21 protein-coding genes and 1 pseudogene are annotated in these 20,545 nt (G+C 39.0%); 4 read left to right on the forward strand and 18 right to left on the reverse strand.

From position 1 onward, the window contains the following. Positions 1–76: 76 nt before the first annotated feature. The 4 genes from lepA to gpr form a co-directional block, all read right to left on the reverse strand. A complete protein-coding gene (gene lepA / locus A2J09_RS11640) occupies positions 77–1,903 on the reverse strand; it encodes a translation elongation factor 4 (RefSeq protein ID WP_031419709.1) in 1,827 nt (608 codons plus the stop codon). Between the two features lie 258 nt (positions 1,904–2,161). Continuing rightward, entirely contained in the window at positions 2,162–4,045 is a 1,884-nt protein-coding gene (locus tag A2J09_RS11645; protein ID WP_012295362.1) for an acyltransferase family protein, read from the reverse strand. Between the two features lie 414 nt (positions 4,046–4,459). Then, positions 4,460–5,302, reverse strand: a complete 843-nt coding sequence (gene spoIIP, locus A2J09_RS11650; protein ID WP_012295363.1) for a stage II sporulation protein P — start codon at positions 5,300–5,302, stop codon at positions 4,460–4,462. A gap of 86 nt (positions 5,303–5,388) precedes the next feature. Further along, positions 5,389–6,405 (reverse strand): GPR endopeptidase, encoded by a 1,017-nt coding sequence (gpr, locus tag A2J09_RS11655; protein ID WP_012295364.1) that lies wholly within the window; start codon positions 6,403–6,405, stop codon positions 5,389–5,391. A gap of 163 nt (positions 6,406–6,568) precedes the next feature. Between gpr and rpsT the strand changes: the two genes are divergently transcribed. Further along, complete coding sequence (gene rpsT / locus A2J09_RS11660) at positions 6,569–6,817, forward strand: 30S ribosomal protein S20 (RefSeq protein WP_012295365.1); 249 nt, start codon at positions 6,569–6,571, stop codon at positions 6,815–6,817. Positions 6,818–7,019: 202 nt separating this feature from the next. On the opposite strand, the pseudogene A2J09_RS23045 reads toward rpsT, so the two are convergent. After that, a pseudogene (locus A2J09_RS23045) lies at positions 7,020–7,481 on the reverse strand (transposase); the annotation flags it as partial. A gap of 298 nt (positions 7,482–7,779) precedes the next feature. Then, positions 7,780–8,790, reverse strand: coding sequence for a DNA polymerase III subunit delta (holA, locus tag A2J09_RS11670; RefSeq protein WP_031419221.1), 1,011 nt, complete (start codon positions 8,788–8,790; stop codon positions 7,780–7,782). Positions 8,791–9,065: 275 nt separating this feature from the next. Here holA and A2J09_RS23050 point away from each other — a divergent pair, with 275 nt between their 5' ends. Next, entirely contained in the window at positions 9,066–9,203 is a 138-nt protein-coding gene (locus A2J09_RS23050) for a YqzM family protein (RefSeq protein WP_004226902.1), read from the forward strand. A 32-nt stretch (positions 9,204–9,235) separates the two neighbouring features. Here A2J09_RS23050 and A2J09_RS11675 read toward each other — a convergent pair whose 3' ends face one another. From A2J09_RS11675 to A2J09_RS11730, 12 genes are all read right to left on the reverse strand, one after another. Next, positions 9,236–11,392: a DNA internalization-related competence protein ComEC/Rec2 gene (locus A2J09_RS11675; protein ID WP_012295369.1), complete on the reverse strand. Its 2,157-nt coding sequence runs from the start codon at positions 11,390–11,392 to the stop codon at positions 9,236–9,238. A gap of 134 nt (positions 11,393–11,526) precedes the next feature. Next, positions 11,527–12,096 (reverse strand): ComE operon protein 2, encoded by a 570-nt coding sequence (locus A2J09_RS11680; RefSeq protein ID WP_012295370.1) that lies wholly within the window; start codon positions 12,094–12,096, stop codon positions 11,527–11,529. Positions 12,097–12,203: 107 nt separating this feature from the next. After that, a complete protein-coding gene (locus A2J09_RS11685; RefSeq protein WP_012295371.1) occupies positions 12,204–12,839 on the reverse strand; it encodes a helix-hairpin-helix domain-containing protein in 636 nt (211 codons plus the stop codon). Positions 12,840–13,034: 195 nt separating this feature from the next. Continuing rightward, positions 13,035–13,775, reverse strand: a complete 741-nt coding sequence (locus A2J09_RS11690) for a class I SAM-dependent DNA methyltransferase (protein ID WP_031419225.1) — start codon at positions 13,773–13,775, stop codon at positions 13,035–13,037. Continuing rightward, positions 13,776–14,120: a ribosome silencing factor gene (rsfS, locus tag A2J09_RS11695; RefSeq protein WP_008180916.1), complete on the reverse strand. Its 345-nt coding sequence runs from the start codon at positions 14,118–14,120 to the stop codon at positions 13,776–13,778. Next, positions 14,117–14,689 (reverse strand): bis(5'-nucleosyl)-tetraphosphatase (symmetrical) YqeK, encoded by a 573-nt coding sequence (yqeK, locus tag A2J09_RS11700; protein ID WP_031419226.1) that lies wholly within the window; start codon positions 14,687–14,689, stop codon positions 14,117–14,119. The genes rsfS and yqeK overlap by 4 nt, the downstream gene beginning before the upstream one ends. Then, positions 14,658–15,248 (reverse strand): nicotinate-nucleotide adenylyltransferase, encoded by a 591-nt coding sequence (locus A2J09_RS11705; RefSeq protein WP_012295375.1) that lies wholly within the window; start codon positions 15,246–15,248, stop codon positions 14,658–14,660. The genes yqeK and A2J09_RS11705 overlap by 32 nt, the downstream gene beginning before the upstream one ends. 9 nt (positions 15,249–15,257) lie before the next feature. Continuing rightward, on the reverse strand, positions 15,258–15,560 hold the full coding sequence (gene yhbY / locus A2J09_RS11710; protein WP_008180921.1) for a ribosome assembly RNA-binding protein YhbY: 303 nt from the start codon (positions 15,558–15,560) through the stop codon (positions 15,258–15,260). 5 nt (positions 15,561–15,565) lie between these two features. Continuing rightward, entirely contained in the window at positions 15,566–16,396 is an 831-nt protein-coding gene (aroE, locus tag A2J09_RS11715) for a shikimate dehydrogenase (protein WP_012295376.1), read from the reverse strand. Between the two features lie 36 nt (positions 16,397–16,432). Next, on the reverse strand, positions 16,433–17,536 hold the full coding sequence (gene yqeH / locus A2J09_RS11720; RefSeq protein ID WP_012295377.1) for a ribosome biogenesis GTPase YqeH: 1,104 nt from the start codon (positions 17,534–17,536) through the stop codon (positions 16,433–16,435). Then, on the reverse strand, positions 17,533–18,054 hold the full coding sequence (locus A2J09_RS11725; protein ID WP_008180927.1) for a YqeG family HAD IIIA-type phosphatase: 522 nt from the start codon (positions 18,052–18,054) through the stop codon (positions 17,533–17,535). Before A2J09_RS11725 ends, yqeH begins: the two co-directional genes overlap by 4 nt. A gap of 36 nt (positions 18,055–18,090) precedes the next feature. Further along, on the reverse strand, positions 18,091–18,873 hold the full coding sequence (locus A2J09_RS11730; protein WP_012295378.1) for a phosphatidylserine decarboxylase: 783 nt from the start codon (positions 18,871–18,873) through the stop codon (positions 18,091–18,093). Positions 18,874–19,008: 135 nt separating this feature from the next. Between A2J09_RS11730 and pssA the strand changes: the two genes are divergently transcribed. Both pssA and sigK read left to right on the forward strand, forming a co-directional pair. Further along, a complete protein-coding gene (pssA, locus tag A2J09_RS11735) occupies positions 19,009–19,509 on the forward strand; it encodes a CDP-diacylglycerol--serine O-phosphatidyltransferase (protein ID WP_051563351.1) in 501 nt (166 codons plus the stop codon). 86 nt (positions 19,510–19,595) lie between these two features. Further along, positions 19,596–20,303, forward strand: a complete 708-nt coding sequence (gene sigK, locus A2J09_RS11740) for an RNA polymerase sporulation sigma factor SigK (protein WP_008180932.1) — start codon at positions 19,596–19,598, stop codon at positions 20,301–20,303. The last annotated feature ends 242 nt before the right edge of the window (positions 20,304–20,545 follow it).

The raw sequence follows: 20,545 nt of genomic DNA on the forward strand, positions 1-20,545 counted from the left end.
GCAATTCGGTGGCAATCTCCACCAAACTGATACAAAACTATTTAATTAAACCCCTATAAACGCTGTTACATCAACCTTACTTCGTATCATCCATCTTCAGTACAGCCATGAATGCCTCTTGAGGGACCTCGACTGACCCTACTTGTTTCATACGTTTTTTACCTTCTTTTTGTTTATCAAGAAGCTTTCGTTTACGTGAGATATCCCCACCGTAACATTTTGCTAACACGTTTTTACGGATAGCTTTAATAGTTGAACGTGCCACAATTTTTTGTCCAACTGCTGCTTGAATTGGAACTTCAAATTGTTGACGTGGGATTAATTCTTTTAATTTTTCAACGATAATTTTACCACGATCATAGGCAAAGTCACGGTGTACGATAAAGCTTAGTGCATCGACTTGCTCACCATTTAGTAAAATATCCATTTTCACTAATTTTGATTGCTGGTAACCGATTAATTCATAGTCAAATGATGCATAGCCTTTTGTATTTGATTTCAAATAATCAAAGAAATCATATACGATTTCTGATAAAGGCATTTCATAAATAATACTTACACGAGTAGTATCAATATAATCCATTGTCATGAAATTACCACGCTTCATTTGACAAAGCTCCATGACCGCTCCTACATAATCATTTGGTACCATAATTGTAGCTTTTACATATGGCTCCTCTACTCGATCAATTTTTTGTGGATCTGGCATAAAGGAAGGATTATCTACTTTGATGGAAGAACCATCTGTCATATGAACTTCGTAAATTACCGAAGGCGCTGTTGTAATTAGGTCAATATTGAATTCACGCTCAATTCGCTCCTGTATAATCTCCATATGTAGTAATCCTAAGAATCCACAACGGAAACCAAAACCAAGTGCTTGAGATGTCTCAGGCTCATACTGGAGAGCCGAGTCATTTAACTCTAATTTTTCTAAAGCCTCACGTAAATCATTGTATTTGGCTGTATCAATTGGATATAAACCACAGTAAACCATTGGGTTTAAGCGGCGGTAACCTGCTAGCGGCTCAGTAGCAGGACGATTTGCAAAGGTTACTGTATCCCCTACGCGTGTGTCCCCTACATTTTTAATAGATGCTGTTAAATAGCCTACATCCCCAACTGTTAATTCAGTTTGTGGCACAACTTTTGGTGTATGTACCCCAACTTCTATCACTTCGAATTCCGCTCCTGTTGCCATCATGCGAATTTTATCTCCAGGCTTTACAGTCCCGTTGATAACACGAATGGAGATGATAACGCCTTTATAGGCATCATAAATTGAGTCAAAGATTAAGGCTTGTAGAGGTGCATCTGGATCACCAGTTGGTGCTGGTACCTTTTCAACGATTTGCTCTAAAATATCCTCAATCCCAATTCCTGCTTTAGCAGAAGCTAATACTGCTTCAGATGCATCTAACCCGATTACATCCTCAACCTCTTGACGTACGCGTTCAGGATCTGCTGCTGGTAAATCAATTTTATTAATAACGGGTAAAATTTCTAGATCATTATCAAGAGCTAAATAAACATTTGCAAGTGTTTGCGCTTCAATACCTTGTGCAGCATCCACAACTAAAATGGCGCCCTCACAAGCAGCTAAACTACGGGAAACCTCATATGTGAAATCGACATGTCCTGGTGTGTCGATTAAATGAAATGTATATACTTCACCGTTTTTCGCTTCGTACTTTAATTGAACTGCATTTAATTTAATCGTAATGCCTCGCTCACGCTCTAAATCCATTGAGTCGAGGAGCTGTGCTTTCATTTCACGGGATGTTAATGATTTTGTTTGCTCTAAAATACGGTCAGCAAGCGTTGATTTCCCGTGGTCAATATGTGCAATAATAGAGAAATTTCGTATATTCTCTTGTCGTTTTAAACGTGCTTCTCGGTTCATCTTTTCCACTCCTAATTAAACTATAATGAATTATACTATGAACGCTATGCAAAGTACAACAGCAACTAGACTAGAAAGCCTATAATATCAATACTTTCAATGTTTACGCCTGTTATTAAATTTCATAGTTTTAAGTATATAAATACAGTAGGATTGGACGCCTCATAAAGTATGGATGAAAAAATTTATTTTATTCTACAAAATAAAAAAAGTCAGTTACACAGACCGAAGCTGTATGTCCCGACTTTTTTCATTAGTTTAATTGTTGATAGATTGCTGAATAAGATTTGTTAAAACTTCTACACCTTTTTTCTCTAAATGAACACCGTCTGGAGCGAAGTATTCTGGATGATTAAGCGCTTCCGCATGCCAGTCAATTAGTGTAATATTTTCATGTTCCTCTGCCTTTTCAAGTAAAGCTGCATTCACTTTCCCTTCCCATGGACGAGGCACACGTGTATTCACTAAATAAATATCAGCATTGGCAAATGCAGCGAGAAGTGTATCTATTTGGTCATTGGTAAAATAGCCATTTGTCCCCAATTGGATAATTATCGCATTATTAGTTTGGTTAAAACTCGCATAATTTGGTGCTAGTTTAACAGCTTGTGAAACTTGACGACCTATCTTTCCATCAATTGTGATGTTTGGAAAAACCTTATGTAAGCTCGTTGCTATATCGATCATAACGGAATCACCAATTGCTAGTATGTTTTGATAAGTATCATCTTTCTTGGGCACAGCATTTGTTTCGTTTTCTTCTGGCTTTGGTGTTTCTATATTTGGCACTTCAACTACTTCTTCCTTACTAGGCGAAGGATTGTCAGCCGTCTTGTCTGGTTGCTTTATTTGATTAGCAGTAGGTTCATCACCATTAATTTTAACGGCAGTTGGATATAAATCCTTAGAAGTTTGCTGGCCTTCTCCCACGACCCCTGTAATCCCTGTGAAAAATACAAGAAGGAAAAGTGGAACGATGACAGTAGAAACTTTTCTTAAAAATGTGAGGCTTTCCCATTTCTTTTTATTGAATACGAAATAGTTCCGATAATATGCCCAGAACCCATCTTTTCGGATTGGCATCTCAATGAAGCGATAGGAACATTCTGCAATTATCACAATCAGTATTATCTGAAGCACTATTCGCCAATAGGAGGGGTTTCCAATCTCATGTATAGGTGTGCCTAATACCATGACTGGGTAATGCCAAAGATAAATTCCGTAGGATCGGGAGCCAATCCAACATAGGGGTTTCCACGCAAGTATTCTTCCTAAGATACTAACGGGATGACAAATACAAGCAATTAATACGGCTGCATTCAAGCAAAACAGGAACATTCCGCCTCTATAAAGGAATGTTTGAAATTCATCCACATACATAATGCAGACAAGAAAAATAGTAAACGTAATAAAGCTAATAGCATTTAATTTGTTCATATGGCTTGTTGATAATTTTTGTGATGATAGTCTTTTCATTGGCCAAACAAGCGCTAACCAGCAGCCAATTAATAATTCAAAACAGCGCGTGTCCGTTCCATAGTAAACCCGACTTGGATCGGCACCTGGCTGGTAAAGTATCGCCATTAATAAGGCCGAGCAAATTGCCCCAATAAAAACAACCTTTGCTAACTTACTTTGCTTTTTTACAACATACAGCCCTATCATTAAAAGCAATGGCCAAATCACATAGAATTGTTCTTCAATGGCTAATGACCATAAATTTTTTATGGGTGATGGAGAACCGAAACTATCAAAATAAGAGAGTTTATGAAAGATGAACCACCAATTACTTGAATAGAAAATAGAAGACAGCGCATCTCCACGTAATGTATGAAGGAGCTCTTTATGAAAGAGCATTGCCCAAACAAATGATGTAATAATCATAACGTAGGCAGCCGGTAGTAACCGTCTAAATCGTCCAATCCAAAATTTCTTTAGACTGACTGTTAATTGGTTGCCCGTTAAAGGTAAAATGGTTGAGGTGATTAAATAGCCTGATAGTACAAAAAAGATATCAACTCCTAAAAAGCCACCTCTAGCCCAACTGAAGTTAAAATGATAAGCAATAACTGCTAATACGGCTAATGCTCGAATCCCGTCTAGTCCAGGAATGTAACGATGATTTAATGACTTGCCTGACATACTATTCCTTCCTTCAATAATCTATAAAACCTATTGTCAAGTAATAAGAAACCTTGATTGAAAACCATCCCCTCTCAAATGATTAGTTTGTTCACTTATATGTTTGACGTTTGAGAAACGATAAAAGTTTTAGAGAAATAGGGAGTGTCATTACTTTTCTAGTCTCTTATAAAATTCATTCTCTACATATGTATTTTTAAAAAGGCATTACCATAAATGGCAAATACTACAAAAGCTATTTTGCCCTGTTACCATATGCCTTCATTCATTATAAAATCGTGAGCCAACTTGAAAATTATAAGGCAAGAATGGAGCAATGGAAAGCCCAATAATTAGATTTTTTTCTGGAAATTTTTATTATTAGAGAATATCAAAAAGTGAGCCAATATGAGACTCACTTTTTGAATAATATGTTTATTTTTTTGAATCATTAACAAATGCCTTTGATATGGCTTTCCCGATTACCGCAATCGTTCTATTTACCTCATCTTCTGTATTGCCAATCCCACCGATTTCAATAATCATCATTTGTTTTGCTAAATCTTGATTATATCTTCCATCGACACCATCTCCACTTTTGGAAATAACACCTTTTGATATTTTCGGAACGATGGCATTCAATGTCGATGATAAACTTTCTGCATAGGCTGTGTTCCAGCGATAATTAGGATGCTCTGCCCCAACAACGATAGCAATTTTCGCATAGTTTTCCCCATTATATGAGATCGTTGTAAGATCATGTTTTAAGGAATCACGATGTAAATCTAGTATTAAATCATAATTATTGGTTTCTAAATGTTTACTAAGAAAAGGTCTTATTACATCATAGGATTGATGATAGCCCTTTCCCTGTGCTTGTAATTCCTTCATCGTATCTACATCAAGAACATCAGTCTTTAAACCATTTACATTAAAATGATTCACAATCTTATCCTTCAAACTCATAATGTTAACCGTTTCATGAGAAGTCGCTACCTTACCACTCACAGCTTTCACCATCGGTTCGTATGCTTCATGGGTATGCGTAAATAATACTAACACCTTAAACGGATCTAAATCTGGTTCGGGCTCTTTCGTTTGTTCAAGTACATTCTGTTCTTCTAAATTAGTAGCGGCAAACACGACTTGTTTATCTTCAGGTTGTTTAATCGGAGTCGATGCTTGCTTGTTGAACGGAAGTTGCCCAGCAATGACAGGTAATACGAAAAAAAACAATAATATACCAAATGACCATTGTAGTTTTTTTAGCAAAGTCACACCCTCCTCCCCATATCGTATGGAGGGGGGGTGTCATTTAGAACGTAAAAATTTTTCTCGATTTATGCATATAGCTAGCTTATTTTTTATAAATCGCTTGCCCAGTTCATCAGCATTGAAGCAACTAAATTGGCGTAGCGATCTATCCAGTAGTCCGCTTCTTTAGGCGTTACCATCAATTGTCTATGTGAGGCTGCAAAGGTTTCTTCAAACAATTGTTGACGCTCTTCTCTTGTCCATGTCGCCCATTCACCGAAAATTGGTTCAACTAAGGACATGTCAAGCTCCTTGTCTATATTTGGCTGCCATGAGGATAAGGATAGCTTCGATGAAGGATTACTACGTTCAGCTACACGAGCCGCTATTGATCGCAGCATGACTTCTACCGCATCAGCAATTAATACAGGCGCATCTACCACTGTCGGTATACCAATGGCTGTTACAGGGATACCAAGCATTTCGTAGGAAATTTCTTGCCTTTGATTCCCTACACCTGACCCTGGATGTATGCCTGTATTCGTTAATTGAATGGTTTTACAAAGTCGATTACTAGCTCTTGTAGCAAGGGCATCCACGACAATGACTAATTTTGGCTTGAGTCGCTCTGCAATAGCAGCTACAAACTCTCCTGTTTCATAGCCCGTTTGTCCAGTAACGCCTGGGGCATACATAACAAACTTATCATCAATGACATCTAAACTATGCAAATGATCAATCAGATACGGACCAATCGCATCAGGTGTAATAGTACGATTGCCCAACCCAATTATTAAAATTTTGTCGTTCTCTTGCCAGGAGAGCGATTCATGCAATTTTTTAAAATTCACAAGCAATTCTTGCTCCAGCTGTTCAAATCCGTCCTGATCTTCTAATGTCAGTGTCGGAACAGAAAGTGTAATATATTGGCCTTCTTTTTTGCCAATTTGTTTCTCACCTTCTCTATCTACTAGCACATCCGTAATTTTCACGCGACCGGCTGTTCGATCTTCAATTTGAACGCCACTCGATTGTTTAAGCTTTTCTTTTTGCTCTTTCGTCTGATGGACAACTACCTCTTCAGATTCATCGATTAAATCTGTTCGATACCAGTTTAAATTTTGCATACAAATCACCTCAAGCAGTAGTTTGTTCAAACTGTCAAGTAAATATTCTTTGCATTTATCTATTGCAATTTAGCCTAGCGTTTGTTAAAATGATTTTTGTTGTATTAACACAAGAAATCAATGAGAAGATATCATCTCGTACCTAATTTAGGAGGTGAAATATATGCCAAACATTAAATCTGCGATTAAACGCGTAAAAGTTAACGAAAAAGCAAACATTGCTAATTCTCAAGCGAAATCTGCTATGCGTACTACAGTGAAAAAAGCTGAAAACGCTGTTGCTGAAAATGCTGAAAACAAACAAGAACTTTTACAAGCAGCTTTCAAATCTTTAGATAAAGCAGCTTCAAAAGGACTTATCCACAAAAACGCGGCGGCTCGTAAAAAGTCTCGCCTTGCTAAAAAAGCGTAATTGTTTAAAGGATCAGATGCTCTATTAAGAGTAGCTGATCTTTTTAATTTTTATAGAAATACAAAAGCTGTCGAGAAGTTCATTCTCGATGGCTTTTGTCATTTTTCTTTCTCTTTCATATTCATTATTTGGACATCATTGCTGTATCCAACATCCTCTTAGAGCATAGATGCTCTCTTAAGCTGTCTGCCATGTCCAAGTAGCTAGTTTCTTTAACATGCGTGGAATCGATAAATAAATGGTCTGCATGGAGGAGTCCTTGATGCATAATCTCTTTTAAAATACGATAGAATATCTGCTCAAATATATCGGTGTCTTGAAAGCGACGGACATAATTTTTACCGAAGGTAGAGAAATGCGGGACTTCTGTATGGAAGCCAAATCCTAAAAACCACCGATACGCCATATTCGTTTCAATTTCTTTGATGGTTTGACGCATGGACCGAATACCAAAAACGTACTGAATAAACGTCATTTTAAAGAGAACAACAGGATCAATACTAGGACGCCCATTAGGTGAATAGAGCTGTTCGACTAAAGGATAGATAAATGAAAAATCAATAGCAGCCTCTAGTTTTCGCACTAAATGATTGTTGGGAACTAATTGATCAATCGTTAACATTTCTAATTGTTCTCGTTCATTGGATGGATTCTTCGTCATCATCGTTTATCACCTCAAAAATTTACTTTTCAACACTCTATGTAGATAAAGTAAGTACTTTATGTAGAAGTTGATAGGAACGATGGGCGGCGACTCCTGCGGGATAAGCGGGAAAGTCGAGATCCTGGACTGAGCGAGGCGAGGGAAGCAGCTCGACCCCGCCCGCGGAAAGCGTCCGCCCGTAGTGAAAATCAACGACTTTACTTTATTTCATTGTAAAAGAAAAAAGACTGTAGGTAATCTCTCAAATTTTTTGAGTTTGTCTACAGTCTGAGCTGTCCTATAACGGACAGCTTTTGTGTTAAAGTTGACGAAGTAAAAAGAGCTCCAAATATCGTTCTCGATTGCCACCTGTGGATTTCAACTGTAAATCCACCTCTGCTAGTTGATATAATGCTCTCAATAAGCTTTCTTCTGATGGACGATTACGTTGCTCAGTCATTAATTTGACACGATACGGATGAATTTTTAAGTTTTTGGCGATTTGCTGCGGATGGTACCCTTTCTTCAACAAATAAAAAACATTCGACATCGTACGAACATTGGATGCAAGTAGTCCAACAAGCATAATAGGCTCTTGCTTTTGTCGCAATAAATCATGATAAATGGACAAAGCGCTGACCGAATCATTGGCCAAATAGGCGTTGAGCATTTTAAAGGCGTCCTGCTCCAATGTTTTTGCCACTAAATCCTCCACTAGCGATACCGTAATTTCTCCACCTTCACCAAGATAAAGGGTAAGCTTGTCTATTTCCATTTGTAATTGAAGCATGTTCGCCCCAACCATCGTCACAAGAAGTTCGATAGCATCCTGTGTGATGCTATTGCCCTGTCCCTTAACAATACTTTGGATCCAAACGGCTAAATCCTGCTCTTTAGGTGTTGCTGCTTCGATAAGTAATGCATGCTCTTTCATCATTTTTGTCACTTTTTTACGCTCATCTAGCTTTTCATAAGGAGCAATAAAAACGGTTACGGAAAAATCAGAAGGATTGGACAACCATGCCTCAAGTCGCTTCACATCATGGTCGATCTTTTCTTTTCCTTTCTCAGCTGCCTTTAAAAACGAAGCATTTTTGGCAATAATAAGCTTTTGTTCAGAGAAAAAGGGAATGGTATCTGCTTCATCCATAACAGCGTCCACAGGCACTTCATCTAAATCAAATGTGTTCATTTCCAGCTCTTCTTCTGGCCCCATTGCTTCTTTTATACGCTTAATGGTTTCATCTATAAAATAGCTTTCTTCACCAACAAGTAGATATACTGGTGCTAGCTCACCTTTTTTTATTGTTTTCCAAACCGTTGAAATCATAATTTTCCCTCCATCTAGCAATACTATAAGTATACATGATTTTGTCTGGATTGAGCAGGCTCCAACCTCGATAGATGCCATGCTTATATGGCATTCATTTGGTAGGTCAATCCAAGATTTAATTTCTGTCGAGCAATATCCAAGCCATTTTAGTTGTCCTGTAGTGAGTTTGACCGAAATGTGTCGATTCCTTGCCAGACGGGGAATTCTCCTTTTGGATATAGCTTTTATGTACATGTTGTCTTATAATAAATAACAGAATTGGAGGGATAACAATGAATCCATTTGAAGGAAAAAACATACAATGTCGACGTAACGATGCAATCGATTCAGGTGTTGGTTTCGGTGTATCATTTGGCGTTTTCACACTAATGTTTATTATCGCGACAATAGTAGAGTTCGTATCACAGTAATCAGACTAAAATACGAAGGAAAAAGACCTTGCTCATTGGACAAGGTCTTTTTCTTTTGCTTTAACTGTCAAACGATTGCCCTGAATACGTATTTCGATCGTGCCATCCACCCCTGTTGTCCAAGTAGCTAAATTCCGATTGGCAAATCGCTCAACTACCTCTTCATGTGGATGACCATAACGATTTTGAAGCCCAGCACTAAAAACGGTGAATTGGGGTCGTACGAGCTCTACAAATGATTCGATACTAGATGTTTTACTGCCATGATGACCAGCCTTCAGAAGGGTTAGATTAGCTATTAGAGGTCCATAATACATCATTAGCTGTTGTTCGCCATATTTCTCTAAATCACCTGTAAATAGCGCTTTAAATGCCTTCTGTTGCATGTATAAAACAAGCGAGTCATCATTGCCTTCATAATGGGTATCCTGCGGCCATAAATAATAAAAGCTTGACTCACCCTTCTGCCATATAGTGCCCTTCATCTTTTCTTTTATAGGGACGTTATGTTTTTGGGCTTCCCTTAGTAAGTCCCTCATAATAGGCTGTTTCAACGATCCAGGTGTCACGTGAATTTCTTTCATCCCAATCTCCTGTAAAATTTCCTCAGCGCCTTCTACATGATCCGCGTCCGCATGCGTAACAATAAAAATATCGATGGTTCGTATTCCCTTCCCTTTTAGAAACGGAACCACAATTTGTTTCCCCACCTCATAGTCTTTATTTGCCTTCTTCCATTGCTCTTGTTCAAAGCGCAACAGTCCACCCGCATCAATGACGTATACAGCCTCCCTAAATGGCAATTCAATCACAGTGCAATCACCCTGTCCTACATTTAAAAACGTTATCTTTGTGTCGCTATAAAGCATTGGGGAAAGATGAATACAGATGGCCGGGAAGAGTAAAACCAAAATCGCATTCTTAAATCGTTTTGTTTCTAAGAAATAGAAACACGTGAGAACGCTTAGCATTGCTAAACAACAAAGCCAAACGGATGGTTTACCTGGGGACCATAATTGAAATGGTAGAGCTTGTATTAGATATATTACATTCGTTAGCCCATTTCGCAGAGGCTCGTAGCCTGCAAATAACAGGTTGGCTAATGGTAAGGAAATATAGGTTAGAGCTAAGGCCACAATATTAAAAGGTAAAATAACGAATGAAAACAAAGGAACGAAGATAATATTGACAAAAAACGAGGAAATGGAAAGTTCATAGAAATGATGAAGTAATAAAGGATAGACAAGTAGCTGACAGACGAATGTGACGAAAAAAGAACGGGATAACCAGTTGCTCGTCTGTGTAAAAATATAACTAGAATAAACAAGACTAGCCGCTGCTAAATAAGACAGTTGGAAACCAATTTGAAAGATTACTCCCGGTTCAAGTAAAACAAAGCCTGCAAAGCTAATAGCAAGTGCATCATCGATTGACAGCGTCCATTTCAAATAACGAAGCAACATCATTAATTCCACTACTGAAACGGCTCGCCATACAGATGGTGCCCCCCCTGCAATGACTCCGTAGATAGGGAGTAAGATGACCAAGGCAATAGTAGCCATCTCTTTGCGAATACCTATGCGTAGTAGACCTTCAATAAATAACCATGACACCAGTGCTACATGTAGACCAGAGATCGCAAATAAATGAGTGATCCCTAGCTTTTGATAGGCTCGTTGTAGCTCATTATCCATTTGATCCTGCTCTCCAATGAGAAGGGCTTGAGCCTCCGCTACTAATGGTTGGGGAAATGTCATTTCTATATGCTTTTTCATTTGTTGTCTTAGCTTAGCGAGAAATATGATGGGGGAATTACGCTTCTCTATAAAGGTCCAACTAGTGATTTCAACAATACCGGTTGCTCCCTTACTCGTTAAATAATTGGACATGGAAAAGGCGTAATCATGGGCTGATGGAGAAGGGCTCACAAGCTCACCTTTCGCAAGATACGTCATTCCTGCCATAGATGTATGTTCATAATTAATTTTTTCTTGTTCAGAGGAAAATGTATACACTACATATAACTTTTGACCGTTTGTAGTTATAGCAAAACCACGGAGCTTTTGACCGCTTATTTTATAATCGTTTGACCAAGTTAAAGGGAAAGAGGATGGTAGTGGGGAAGGTTGAACCAGTTGAATTGTAGCAAAAAATATATACGATAATAAGCCAATCGTTAATACTATCATTGCTAAGAACCGTGACTCACCCTTTACGATGAGCCACAGAGCTAAAAGAAGTACTAATAGGAGTAGCCAAGCCGACTTGTGAGCTGCTAAGGAAGCGACAAGTACAGCAAGCGCTAGAAAAATCCATTTTTGCCTTAAAGCTTTATACCGAATAGTGCACTCACCTTCTGTTCATACGGAAGCAATTTTTCGGATGGCAGTCCGTTCTCGCGAAGCTCATGAAGCATCTCTGTATATAAGGCTAGCTTTTCATCTCGTAGAAAATCGATTTTTCGTTCATCAAATGGTACATGAACGACTGTCACGCCTGCTTTTTCAAATAATTCCTGAGCATATGGATTATTTTTATAGTCAGTTGCATAATAAACTCGCTCAATGCCTGCTTGAATAATAGATTTGGTACAAGGGAGACATGGGAAGTGTGTCACGTATAAATCAGCACCTTTTGTTGGTGTACCGTATTTAGCACACTGTAGTAAAGCATTCATTTCAGCATGCACTGTACGGACACAATGGTTATCCACCACATAGCAGCCATTTTCGATACAATGCTCATCACCAGTAATAGACCCATTATAGCCCCCTGCTATGATCCTCTTATCACGAACAACAGTTGCTCCTACTGCTAGTCTTGTACAAGTACTACGCAATGCGAGTAAATGGCTTTGTGCCATAAAAAATTGATCCCAAGTAATTCGCTCCATATGACTACCTCCAAAATTTTGCCTTACAAGTTTTCGATCTTGTTGCTTTTCTACTATAGTGTAGCTCTTTTGGAAAAGCGGCGTCAATATCTCATAAGCTATTAGCTTTACTTAACGGTAATAGAATCCTTTATTTTTTCAAATGTTTTATCACCTATACCATTAATATTTCTTACATCATCTATGGTTTGAAAGCGTCCTTTTTCCTCCCGATAACTAAGAATACTATGAGCTTTTGAAGGGCCGATTCCTGGTAATGTTGCAAGAGTCTCCGCATCAGCGGTATTGACATTAATCTTCTGACTCTTATTCTGGCTTTCCAAAGGTAACATAAGTAGATTACTAGATATATCTTCAAGCTGTTCTCCCTTGATGGGAATATAAATCACCATTTCATCCTGAACTTTTTGCGCATGATTAACAAGTTGCGTATCCGCATTCTCAATATAACCACCTGCAAGCTGAATAGCATCGAAAATACGCTTGTCTGGTTGAAGCTCATAAACGCCCGGATACATAACAGCACCCTTTATATCAACAAATACCTGCTGTTGAACCGCTTCCTCAGCAGTAGATTCCATGGGAATCGTTTCTTCAATAGGTTGGATGGTTTCGATGAGCTCTTCTTGGAGTCGTGAAGAGTCAGAACTCGATAAAGAGAAGTAAAAAAATAGTCCACTGATTATTAGTACGCCGGGGATTAGCATACTCTTTTTGTACTTTTGCCATAAAGATTGCAACATAGTACCATCCTTTCAATGCAAAAGGTCATCATATGGAGGTACATTCATCATACACTAACATCCATAGATTGCAAACCTGAAAGCGGGAACGAAAAGCTCCCAAGTAATCGGTTAATTTGACTGCACTATTTATCCACCATTCCGCGGCCTCAAAAAAATCCACACTGCCAATCAGCAGTGTGGTGCTTGCCATATTTATTTTACCGCACGGATAAAAATGCGTTCACTTTCATATTCTGGTGCTTCGTTTGTAAAATCTGCTGTTACTACCACATCACTAAAGCCGATAGCGCGAAGCCAATTCATATATTGTTCGATAGGATACGTACGTTGAATATGCTCCTCATCAAACCGTTCATATAAATCACTCTTTGTATCACGCACATAAAAGGTCATTTGATGAATAATGGAATGCTCGAATTCTCCTGGCTCTGTATGCCATACATAACTAATATCACCATTGTCATACGTAAATGGACCATCCAAAAAGATTTCCGTCATTTTAAATAGTGAATGGACATCAAAAAAAAGTTGGCCTCCATCACGTAATGCATGATAAATCCGTTCTAATGTTGTAAAGACTGCTTGCTCCTCTACAACATAATTCAGAGAATCTATGGCAATTGTGACCACATCTACTGCCTCAAAGCCATCTAGTTCGTCCATGGACATACAATAAAACGGAGCCTCGTATCCTGCACCAGTAAAACGTTCAGTCGCAATGGAAAGCATTTCTTCTGATAAATCAACACCGCTGACTTTGTAGCCAGCCTGTGCAAATAACAAGCTAAGTACACCTGTGCCACACCCAATATCTAATAGTTTTTTGTATTGGTTGCTAGGTGCATGCTGTACAATCCAATCTACATAAAGATTGTAAGGAATATCCGTTTGTAACTCATCATAGACATGGGCGAAGCGTTCATAACTACTCACTTAGGCCTCTGGCATGTCTAATTGTGGTGCATCGCCCCATAGACGCTCTAAATTATAATAAGCACGCTCATCTTTATGGAATACGTGTGCTACTACATCTCCTAAGTCTACTAGAACCCAACGAGCACCATCAAAACCTTCGACACGGCGAATTTCATAGCCATCTTTTTCAGCTACATCCTGCAATTCGCGTGCAATGGCTTGCACCTGACGATCTGAGTTACCATGTGCAATGATAAAGTAATCTGCTAAAAGGGAAATTCCTTGCATATTTAAAACGACAATATCCTCACCATGTTTGTCGTCAATCGCTTTGTAAGCTGCTTGTAATAAAGTTGAAGTCATCCTTCACTATCCTCTCTGTTCATCATATCGTTATAACATTCTATTGATAACGGATAAATAGGCTGCTTTGTGTCGATTAAAAATGCCAATGTATGACGGACACATGCACTCATGGCCTTATCCAAATTTTTTTGCGCTTTTTTGCGCAGACGTTCCACACCATCAAATTGACGATTCGGTTCAATCATATCTGCGACAAAAATGATTTTTTCTAAACGACTCATATTAGGTCGCCCTGTTGTATGAAAACGAATAGCATTCAAAAGCTCATCATCTTTGATCCCGAATTCACTTTCTGCAATATATGCACCGACTGGGCCATGAAGTAGTTCACTGCCCCAGCCAATGAGTCGTGCATCTAACTTTTCCGTTCTGACGATGTTCTCCATCCACTCTATATCTGCATATTTTGCTATATCATGAAGGATTGCAGCTATTTCAGCCTTTTTCTCATCCTCGCCGTACTTTCGTGCTAGATTGATGGCCGTTTCCATAACACCGATTGTATGAATATAACGTTTTTCCGGCATTCTGGGCTTAATCGCCGCTAAATACTGTTCGCGTTCCATAAAGACCTTCCTCTCGTATGAACGTCTCTACCGCTTCTGGTAGTAAAAGTGTCACCGTTCCTCCAGTCGCCAGGCGTTCACGAATCAGTGTGGACGATAAATCGATTTGAGGCACCTCCACCATGCATATAGGGTACTCTGTAATGGCTGCTGTTCCTGGACGTTTCACACCAACAAATTGGACAAGTTCTACTAGGTCATCTATACAATGCCATGTATGTAGCGAATCAATCATATCGCCACCGATGATAAAGTAAAATTTGACAGTAGGTTCCTTCCTACATAATGCAGAAAGTGTCTCATAGGAATAGGATACGCCACCCTTGTCTACCTCATACGACTCCACTGAAAAATAAGGGAACGGGCGAATGGCACGCTTCACCATTTCAAGTCGTTCCACATTACTAGCATCAAATCGTGCATGCTTATGTGGTGGTATGGCATTCGGCATAAAGCGTATTTCATCGAGTTGCAATGCATGAAATACCTCATTCGCCATTAATAAATGCCCCATATGAGGAGGATTAAACGTGCCTCCAAGTAAACCGACCCTTTTCATCGTCTCACCTTATTTCGTTGCTTTTGGTAATACAATCTTTTTTTGATTGCGTGATTCTTTATATAAAACAACTGTCAGGCCGATTAATTGGACAAGCTCTGCATGTGCACCTTTTGCAAGTGCCTCTGCCACTTCATGTTTGTCCTCCTCACAATTATCTAAAATACGGACTTTAATTAGTTCACGTACTTCTAATGCCTCACGAATTTGTTTAGTCATTTCATCATTTACGCCACCTTTTCCCACTTGGAATATTGGTGATAAATGGTGTGCTTCAGCACGTAAAAAACGTTTTTGTTTACCTGTTAACATAAAAATTAGTTTCCTCCTAATTGCGCATTTAGCTGCACAATCATTGAATTTGTATTTGGATAGTCGCCTAACCAGTGCTCAAAAGCAATGGCTCCTTGATGCACAAACATCCCTAAGCCTGTCACAATTGTTGCCCCTTTTTCTTCAGCCGCTTGTAAAAAAGGCGTCATTAATGGATTATACACAATATCCGCAACAATTGCTCCTTTGGCAAGACGATTTAAGGAAAATGGCATTGAAAAATTGCCTGTAGCAAGGCCTGCCGAAGTCATTTGCACTATAATGCTGAAATGAGCTAATGTTTCTTCCGCTTCCTTTAATGAAATTGCACGGCCAATCCCCATTTCATCCACAATTGCTTGGGCATTGGCTACGGTACGATTGGTCATGGTCAAATCACTGTAGCCTTGCTGCTGCATGGCAAAGGCTATACCTCGGGCAGCGCCACCTGCGCCAACAAGTAACACAGGCTTGTCTTTATGAGACGAACCTACTGCTTCTTCTAGTGAACGCACAAAGCCAACACCATCTGTATTATAGCCTATCAGCTTTCCTTCTGTAGTTCGTACTACTGTGTTCACTGCTCCCATTTTTTGCGCCAACTCATCTAGCTCATCTAAATAGGGAATGATTGCTGTTTTATGAGGAATTGTTACATTCCAGCCACTTGCCCCTAAAGTTTTTAAGCCAGCAACTGCTGCTCCCAATTGCTCAGAAGACACATGTAGCGGAATATATGTTGCCTCTACGGACATTTCCTCAAACCAAGCATTGTGCATGGCTGGTGATTTTGAATGTTCAATTGGATCACCAATAACTGCAAACCACTTCTTCATTTCCTAGTCCCTCTTCTCTTCTCCATCCTTCACCCTCTATATAAGTGATGGACGTATCGAAACTTGTACACCTTTAGGCGCGTATGCTGCTACTACGACATTGGCATGCTGTACAGTAATCCAGCCTAGTCCAGAAAATACAACATCAGTTTTAGCTTCTTTAATGGAGAACTCATGACGAACTAAAGGCGGAAGTTGGTCAATAAACTCCGCAGTTGGCGGTGCCAAAAGGTCTCCCTTATGTTCTGTATACAGCGTATCTGCCTTCTCAAGCTTAGTTCGGTGAATTGGTAAGTCATTTGCCACATGGATTGTAAAGGCAGAACGGTCCCCTTGAATAAAATCAAATCTTGCCAATGCCCCAATAAACAAGGTTTGTCCCGCATTTTGTTGGTAGACCTTCGGCTTGATTTCTTTTTTTGGCATAATATATTTTAATTCACTTGAATCAATATGATGGGCCATTTGGTGATGATTAATAATACCAGGCGTATCAAATAATGCACTTCCATCATCCAAAGGAATTTCAATCATATCTAAAGTAGTACCTGGGAAATGGGATGTAGTAATAACTTCACCTTCCCCTGTTGCCTGCTTAATAATGCGGTTGATGAATGTGGATTTTCCGACATTGGTACAGCCTACCACATAGACATTTTGTCCTTGGCGATATTCATCAATGGCTTCCATTGCTTCAGCCATTCCCTTACCTTTATGTGCACTTACTAACAACACATCAACAGGCTGAAGTCCCAACGCTTTTGCTTCACGTTTTAACCAATTAATAACTTTTTTCGGTTTCACCGATTTCGGTAATAAATCAGCTTTATTAGCTATCAACAGCACAGGATTCTTCCCTACAAAACGGTGTAGGCCAGGTAGCCAGCTTCCATTAAAATCAAAAATATCAACAATTTTCACGATTAAGCCTTGCTGTGTACCAAGGCCATTTAAAATACGTAAAAAGTCGTCATCTGTTAATGACACTGGTTGAATTTCATTGTAATTTTTCAAACGGAAGCAACGTTGGCAAATGACCACATCCTTTTCTAGTGATGATGGGGGTGCATACCCAACTGCTGTTTTATCTTCTGTTTGAATTGTTGTACCACAGCCAATACAATTTGGCATTTCAATCATTCTTGTTCCTCCCAAGTTATAATTCCTTTTCGTTTCAAATCATTAAACACTCGACGTTCAATGAATCGATTCAATTTTGTTACTAACCCATCAGATTGTGCGACAGGTTTGACTAGCACGGTATGCAAGCCTAAGCGGTTCGCACCCATTACATCTGTAAGGAGCTGATCCCCTACCATTACTACTTCATTAGGGCGTAAGCCTAATTGAATAAGGGCATTATAAAAAGCATTTCGCAATGGTTTTTTTGCCTTATGAATGTATGGAATACCTAAAGGCTCTGCGAAACGTTTAACACGTGCCTCCTTGTTATTCGACGCAATAATAACACGAATACCGGATTCCTTCATGATGCGCAGCCAAATGATTAGTTCTTCTGTTGCATCCTCACGATCCCATTCCACAAGGGTATTATCTAGATCGGTAATGATCCCTCTTATCCCTAATTCTTGAAGTTTTTCAGGTGTAATTTCGAAAATATTCGTCACAAATTCGTTTGGTAATAAAAAATTATACAAAATAGCGACCCCTAATCTTAACGTATTATTCGACCATTATAGCATATTTGCAAAGGCTTCACCCATTCGAATTGGGTTGCCCTGTACAACATTTTCCGTAAACTCAATCGCATCCTTTTCAAACAGCATTACCACTGTCGAACCAAAGGAGAAATAGCCAACTTCCTGCCCTTTATACCAGTCTATTGTCCTGTTTGTGAGCACTATTGAATTTACGAAGGTCGCCCCCACTTTTATAAACGCCACTTGCTGATTATGGGCTGTTTTCAACTCTGTTACTAAACGGTAATTGTGGGAAATTGGCTTTTTACCGTATGTAAGGCCTATTTGATTCACAGGATAAGATTTCTGACCAAGCGTATACTGTCTTAGTACTTCTCCATCAATTGGACTGTGAATACGATGATAATCAGCAGGGCTTAAATAAAAAACAATAAAATGGCCGTCTGCATAGTTGGCAGCTCGCTCCGAATTACCAAGTAAATCTTCTAGTGCATAGGGCTTACCCTTTACAAGAAATGTCATATCCCATTCAATTCTTCCAAAGGATTCTACCTTGGCATCTACAGGACTTACATACACCATCGGATTTTTTTCAATCGGGCGTGCATCTTGTAAAAGCTCTCTTGTAAAAAAATCGTGTAAACTTGCAAATTGTTGTTGTTTTTTTGAAACTTCTTCAAGGTTTATATCGTATAACTTCATGTAGCTTGGAATTATACGTTTACTCCACTTGGCTTTCGCAATAGCTTGCAAAAGGTGAGAGGACTGCTTACCATTCGTTAGTTCTATCAAGCGTTGATATAGTTTTTCTTTCATCAGTAAAACCCCTATCCATTAATTTAGACTGTCAATTTTTTCGCATTCGAAGTATAATGGTACAATATCTTAAGTGCAAAGGAGTGATCCCCCTTGTTTTTTTATCACAAGTTGGTGGATACCACGGTTAAGAAAATGAAATCGCACGCAGCTAACTTCATTACAATTAGTAATATGTCCTTTGGAGGCGCGGCTATTATGGCCACTTTACATGAATACTATAGCTATAGTGTCTTGTTTATCTTTATTGCAGCTCTTCTTGATCGCTATGATGGTAAGGTAGCTAGAGCACTCGGACAAGTGTCTGAGTTAGGTAAACAATTAGATTCTATGAGTGATATTATATCATTTGGCGTGGCGCCTGCATTATTAATGTACGAAGTTGTTCTAGTTGATTTTGGTTTTGCCGGCATGATGATGGCCGTCCTGTTTATCGTTTGTGGTGCGATGCGATTAGCCCGCTTTAATATTAGTGAAGCAAATGGCTATTTCACAGGTTTACCTATTACAGCTGCTGGTACGTTCTTAACTTTAACGTATTTTGTAGCCACTACGTTCCATCCGGCCTTTTATCTTTTCCTTTTCCCAATTTTAGCTTTACTCATGATTAGTACATTTACGTTAAAAAAAGTGTAACAGCACAATTGCTGTTGCACTTTTTTCATTTCCCACAGCTTTGAAACATATACTGTCGAAAAATGGGGAAAGGATGAAATCATTCAATGAGCGGAATTTTTACATCAATGTTGCAGTTATGGCTTGAGATCCCAGCGTTACTTGGCTACTTAAAGGGGCAAACATTCCATAAACCCTTTTCAAAAGAAGAGGAAGCTGCTTGTATTGAACGATTTTTAGGTGGCGATGAGCAAGCACGCCTGGACCTAATAGAACGCAATATGAGGCTCGTCGCGCACGTCGTAAAAAAATTCCATCCAAAACATGAACAACTTGATGATTATATTTCCATTGGGACAATCGGGCTAATGAAGGCGGTAGAAAGCTATACCCCGGACAAAAAAACAAGACTTGCCACATATGCAGCTCGATGTATTGAAAATGAAATTTTAATGCATCTACGCACACAGAAAAAAGTGCAGAAAGACGTTTCCTTATTTGAGCCGATCGGAACAGATAAAGATGGCAATGCGCTTCAAATTCGAGATTTACTCCAATGTGATGAAGAAAGTGCAACCGAGAAAATCGAACATAAAGAACATGTGGCACAGCTATATCATTATTTGCATATGCTTGATGAACGCGAACTAGAAATTGTGACGCTTCGCTATGGATTAAATCAACAAGATGCCCTTACGCAAAAGGAAATTGCAGCTCGGCTAAATATTTCTCGAAGCTATGTATCTCGGATTGAAAAACGGGCACTCATTAAACTCTATCAATTATACAAACGAGACCAAAAGTCAATTGAGTAATATATTGTAAAATGTTCACTAGAAAAATTCAATGCATGTTTGCCGGAGAATGTGCCGATTCTATGGCATAAAAAAGTTCCTTTGCGATATAGCTAATGTCGCAAAGGAACTTTTTAAACTCTATGAATGTGCTGATTCTGAAAGTTCTGCCGTAATCAATGTACCTATTAAAGTAGTGATAATCACTACACCAACTGTTAATACGAGCATCATGAATGCCTCCCATTCTATTATGAAGAGAT

This window comes from Lysinibacillus sphaericus (assembly GCF_001629735.1).
GTDB lineage: Bacteria > Bacillota > Bacilli > Bacillales_A > Planococcaceae > Lysinibacillus > Lysinibacillus pinottii.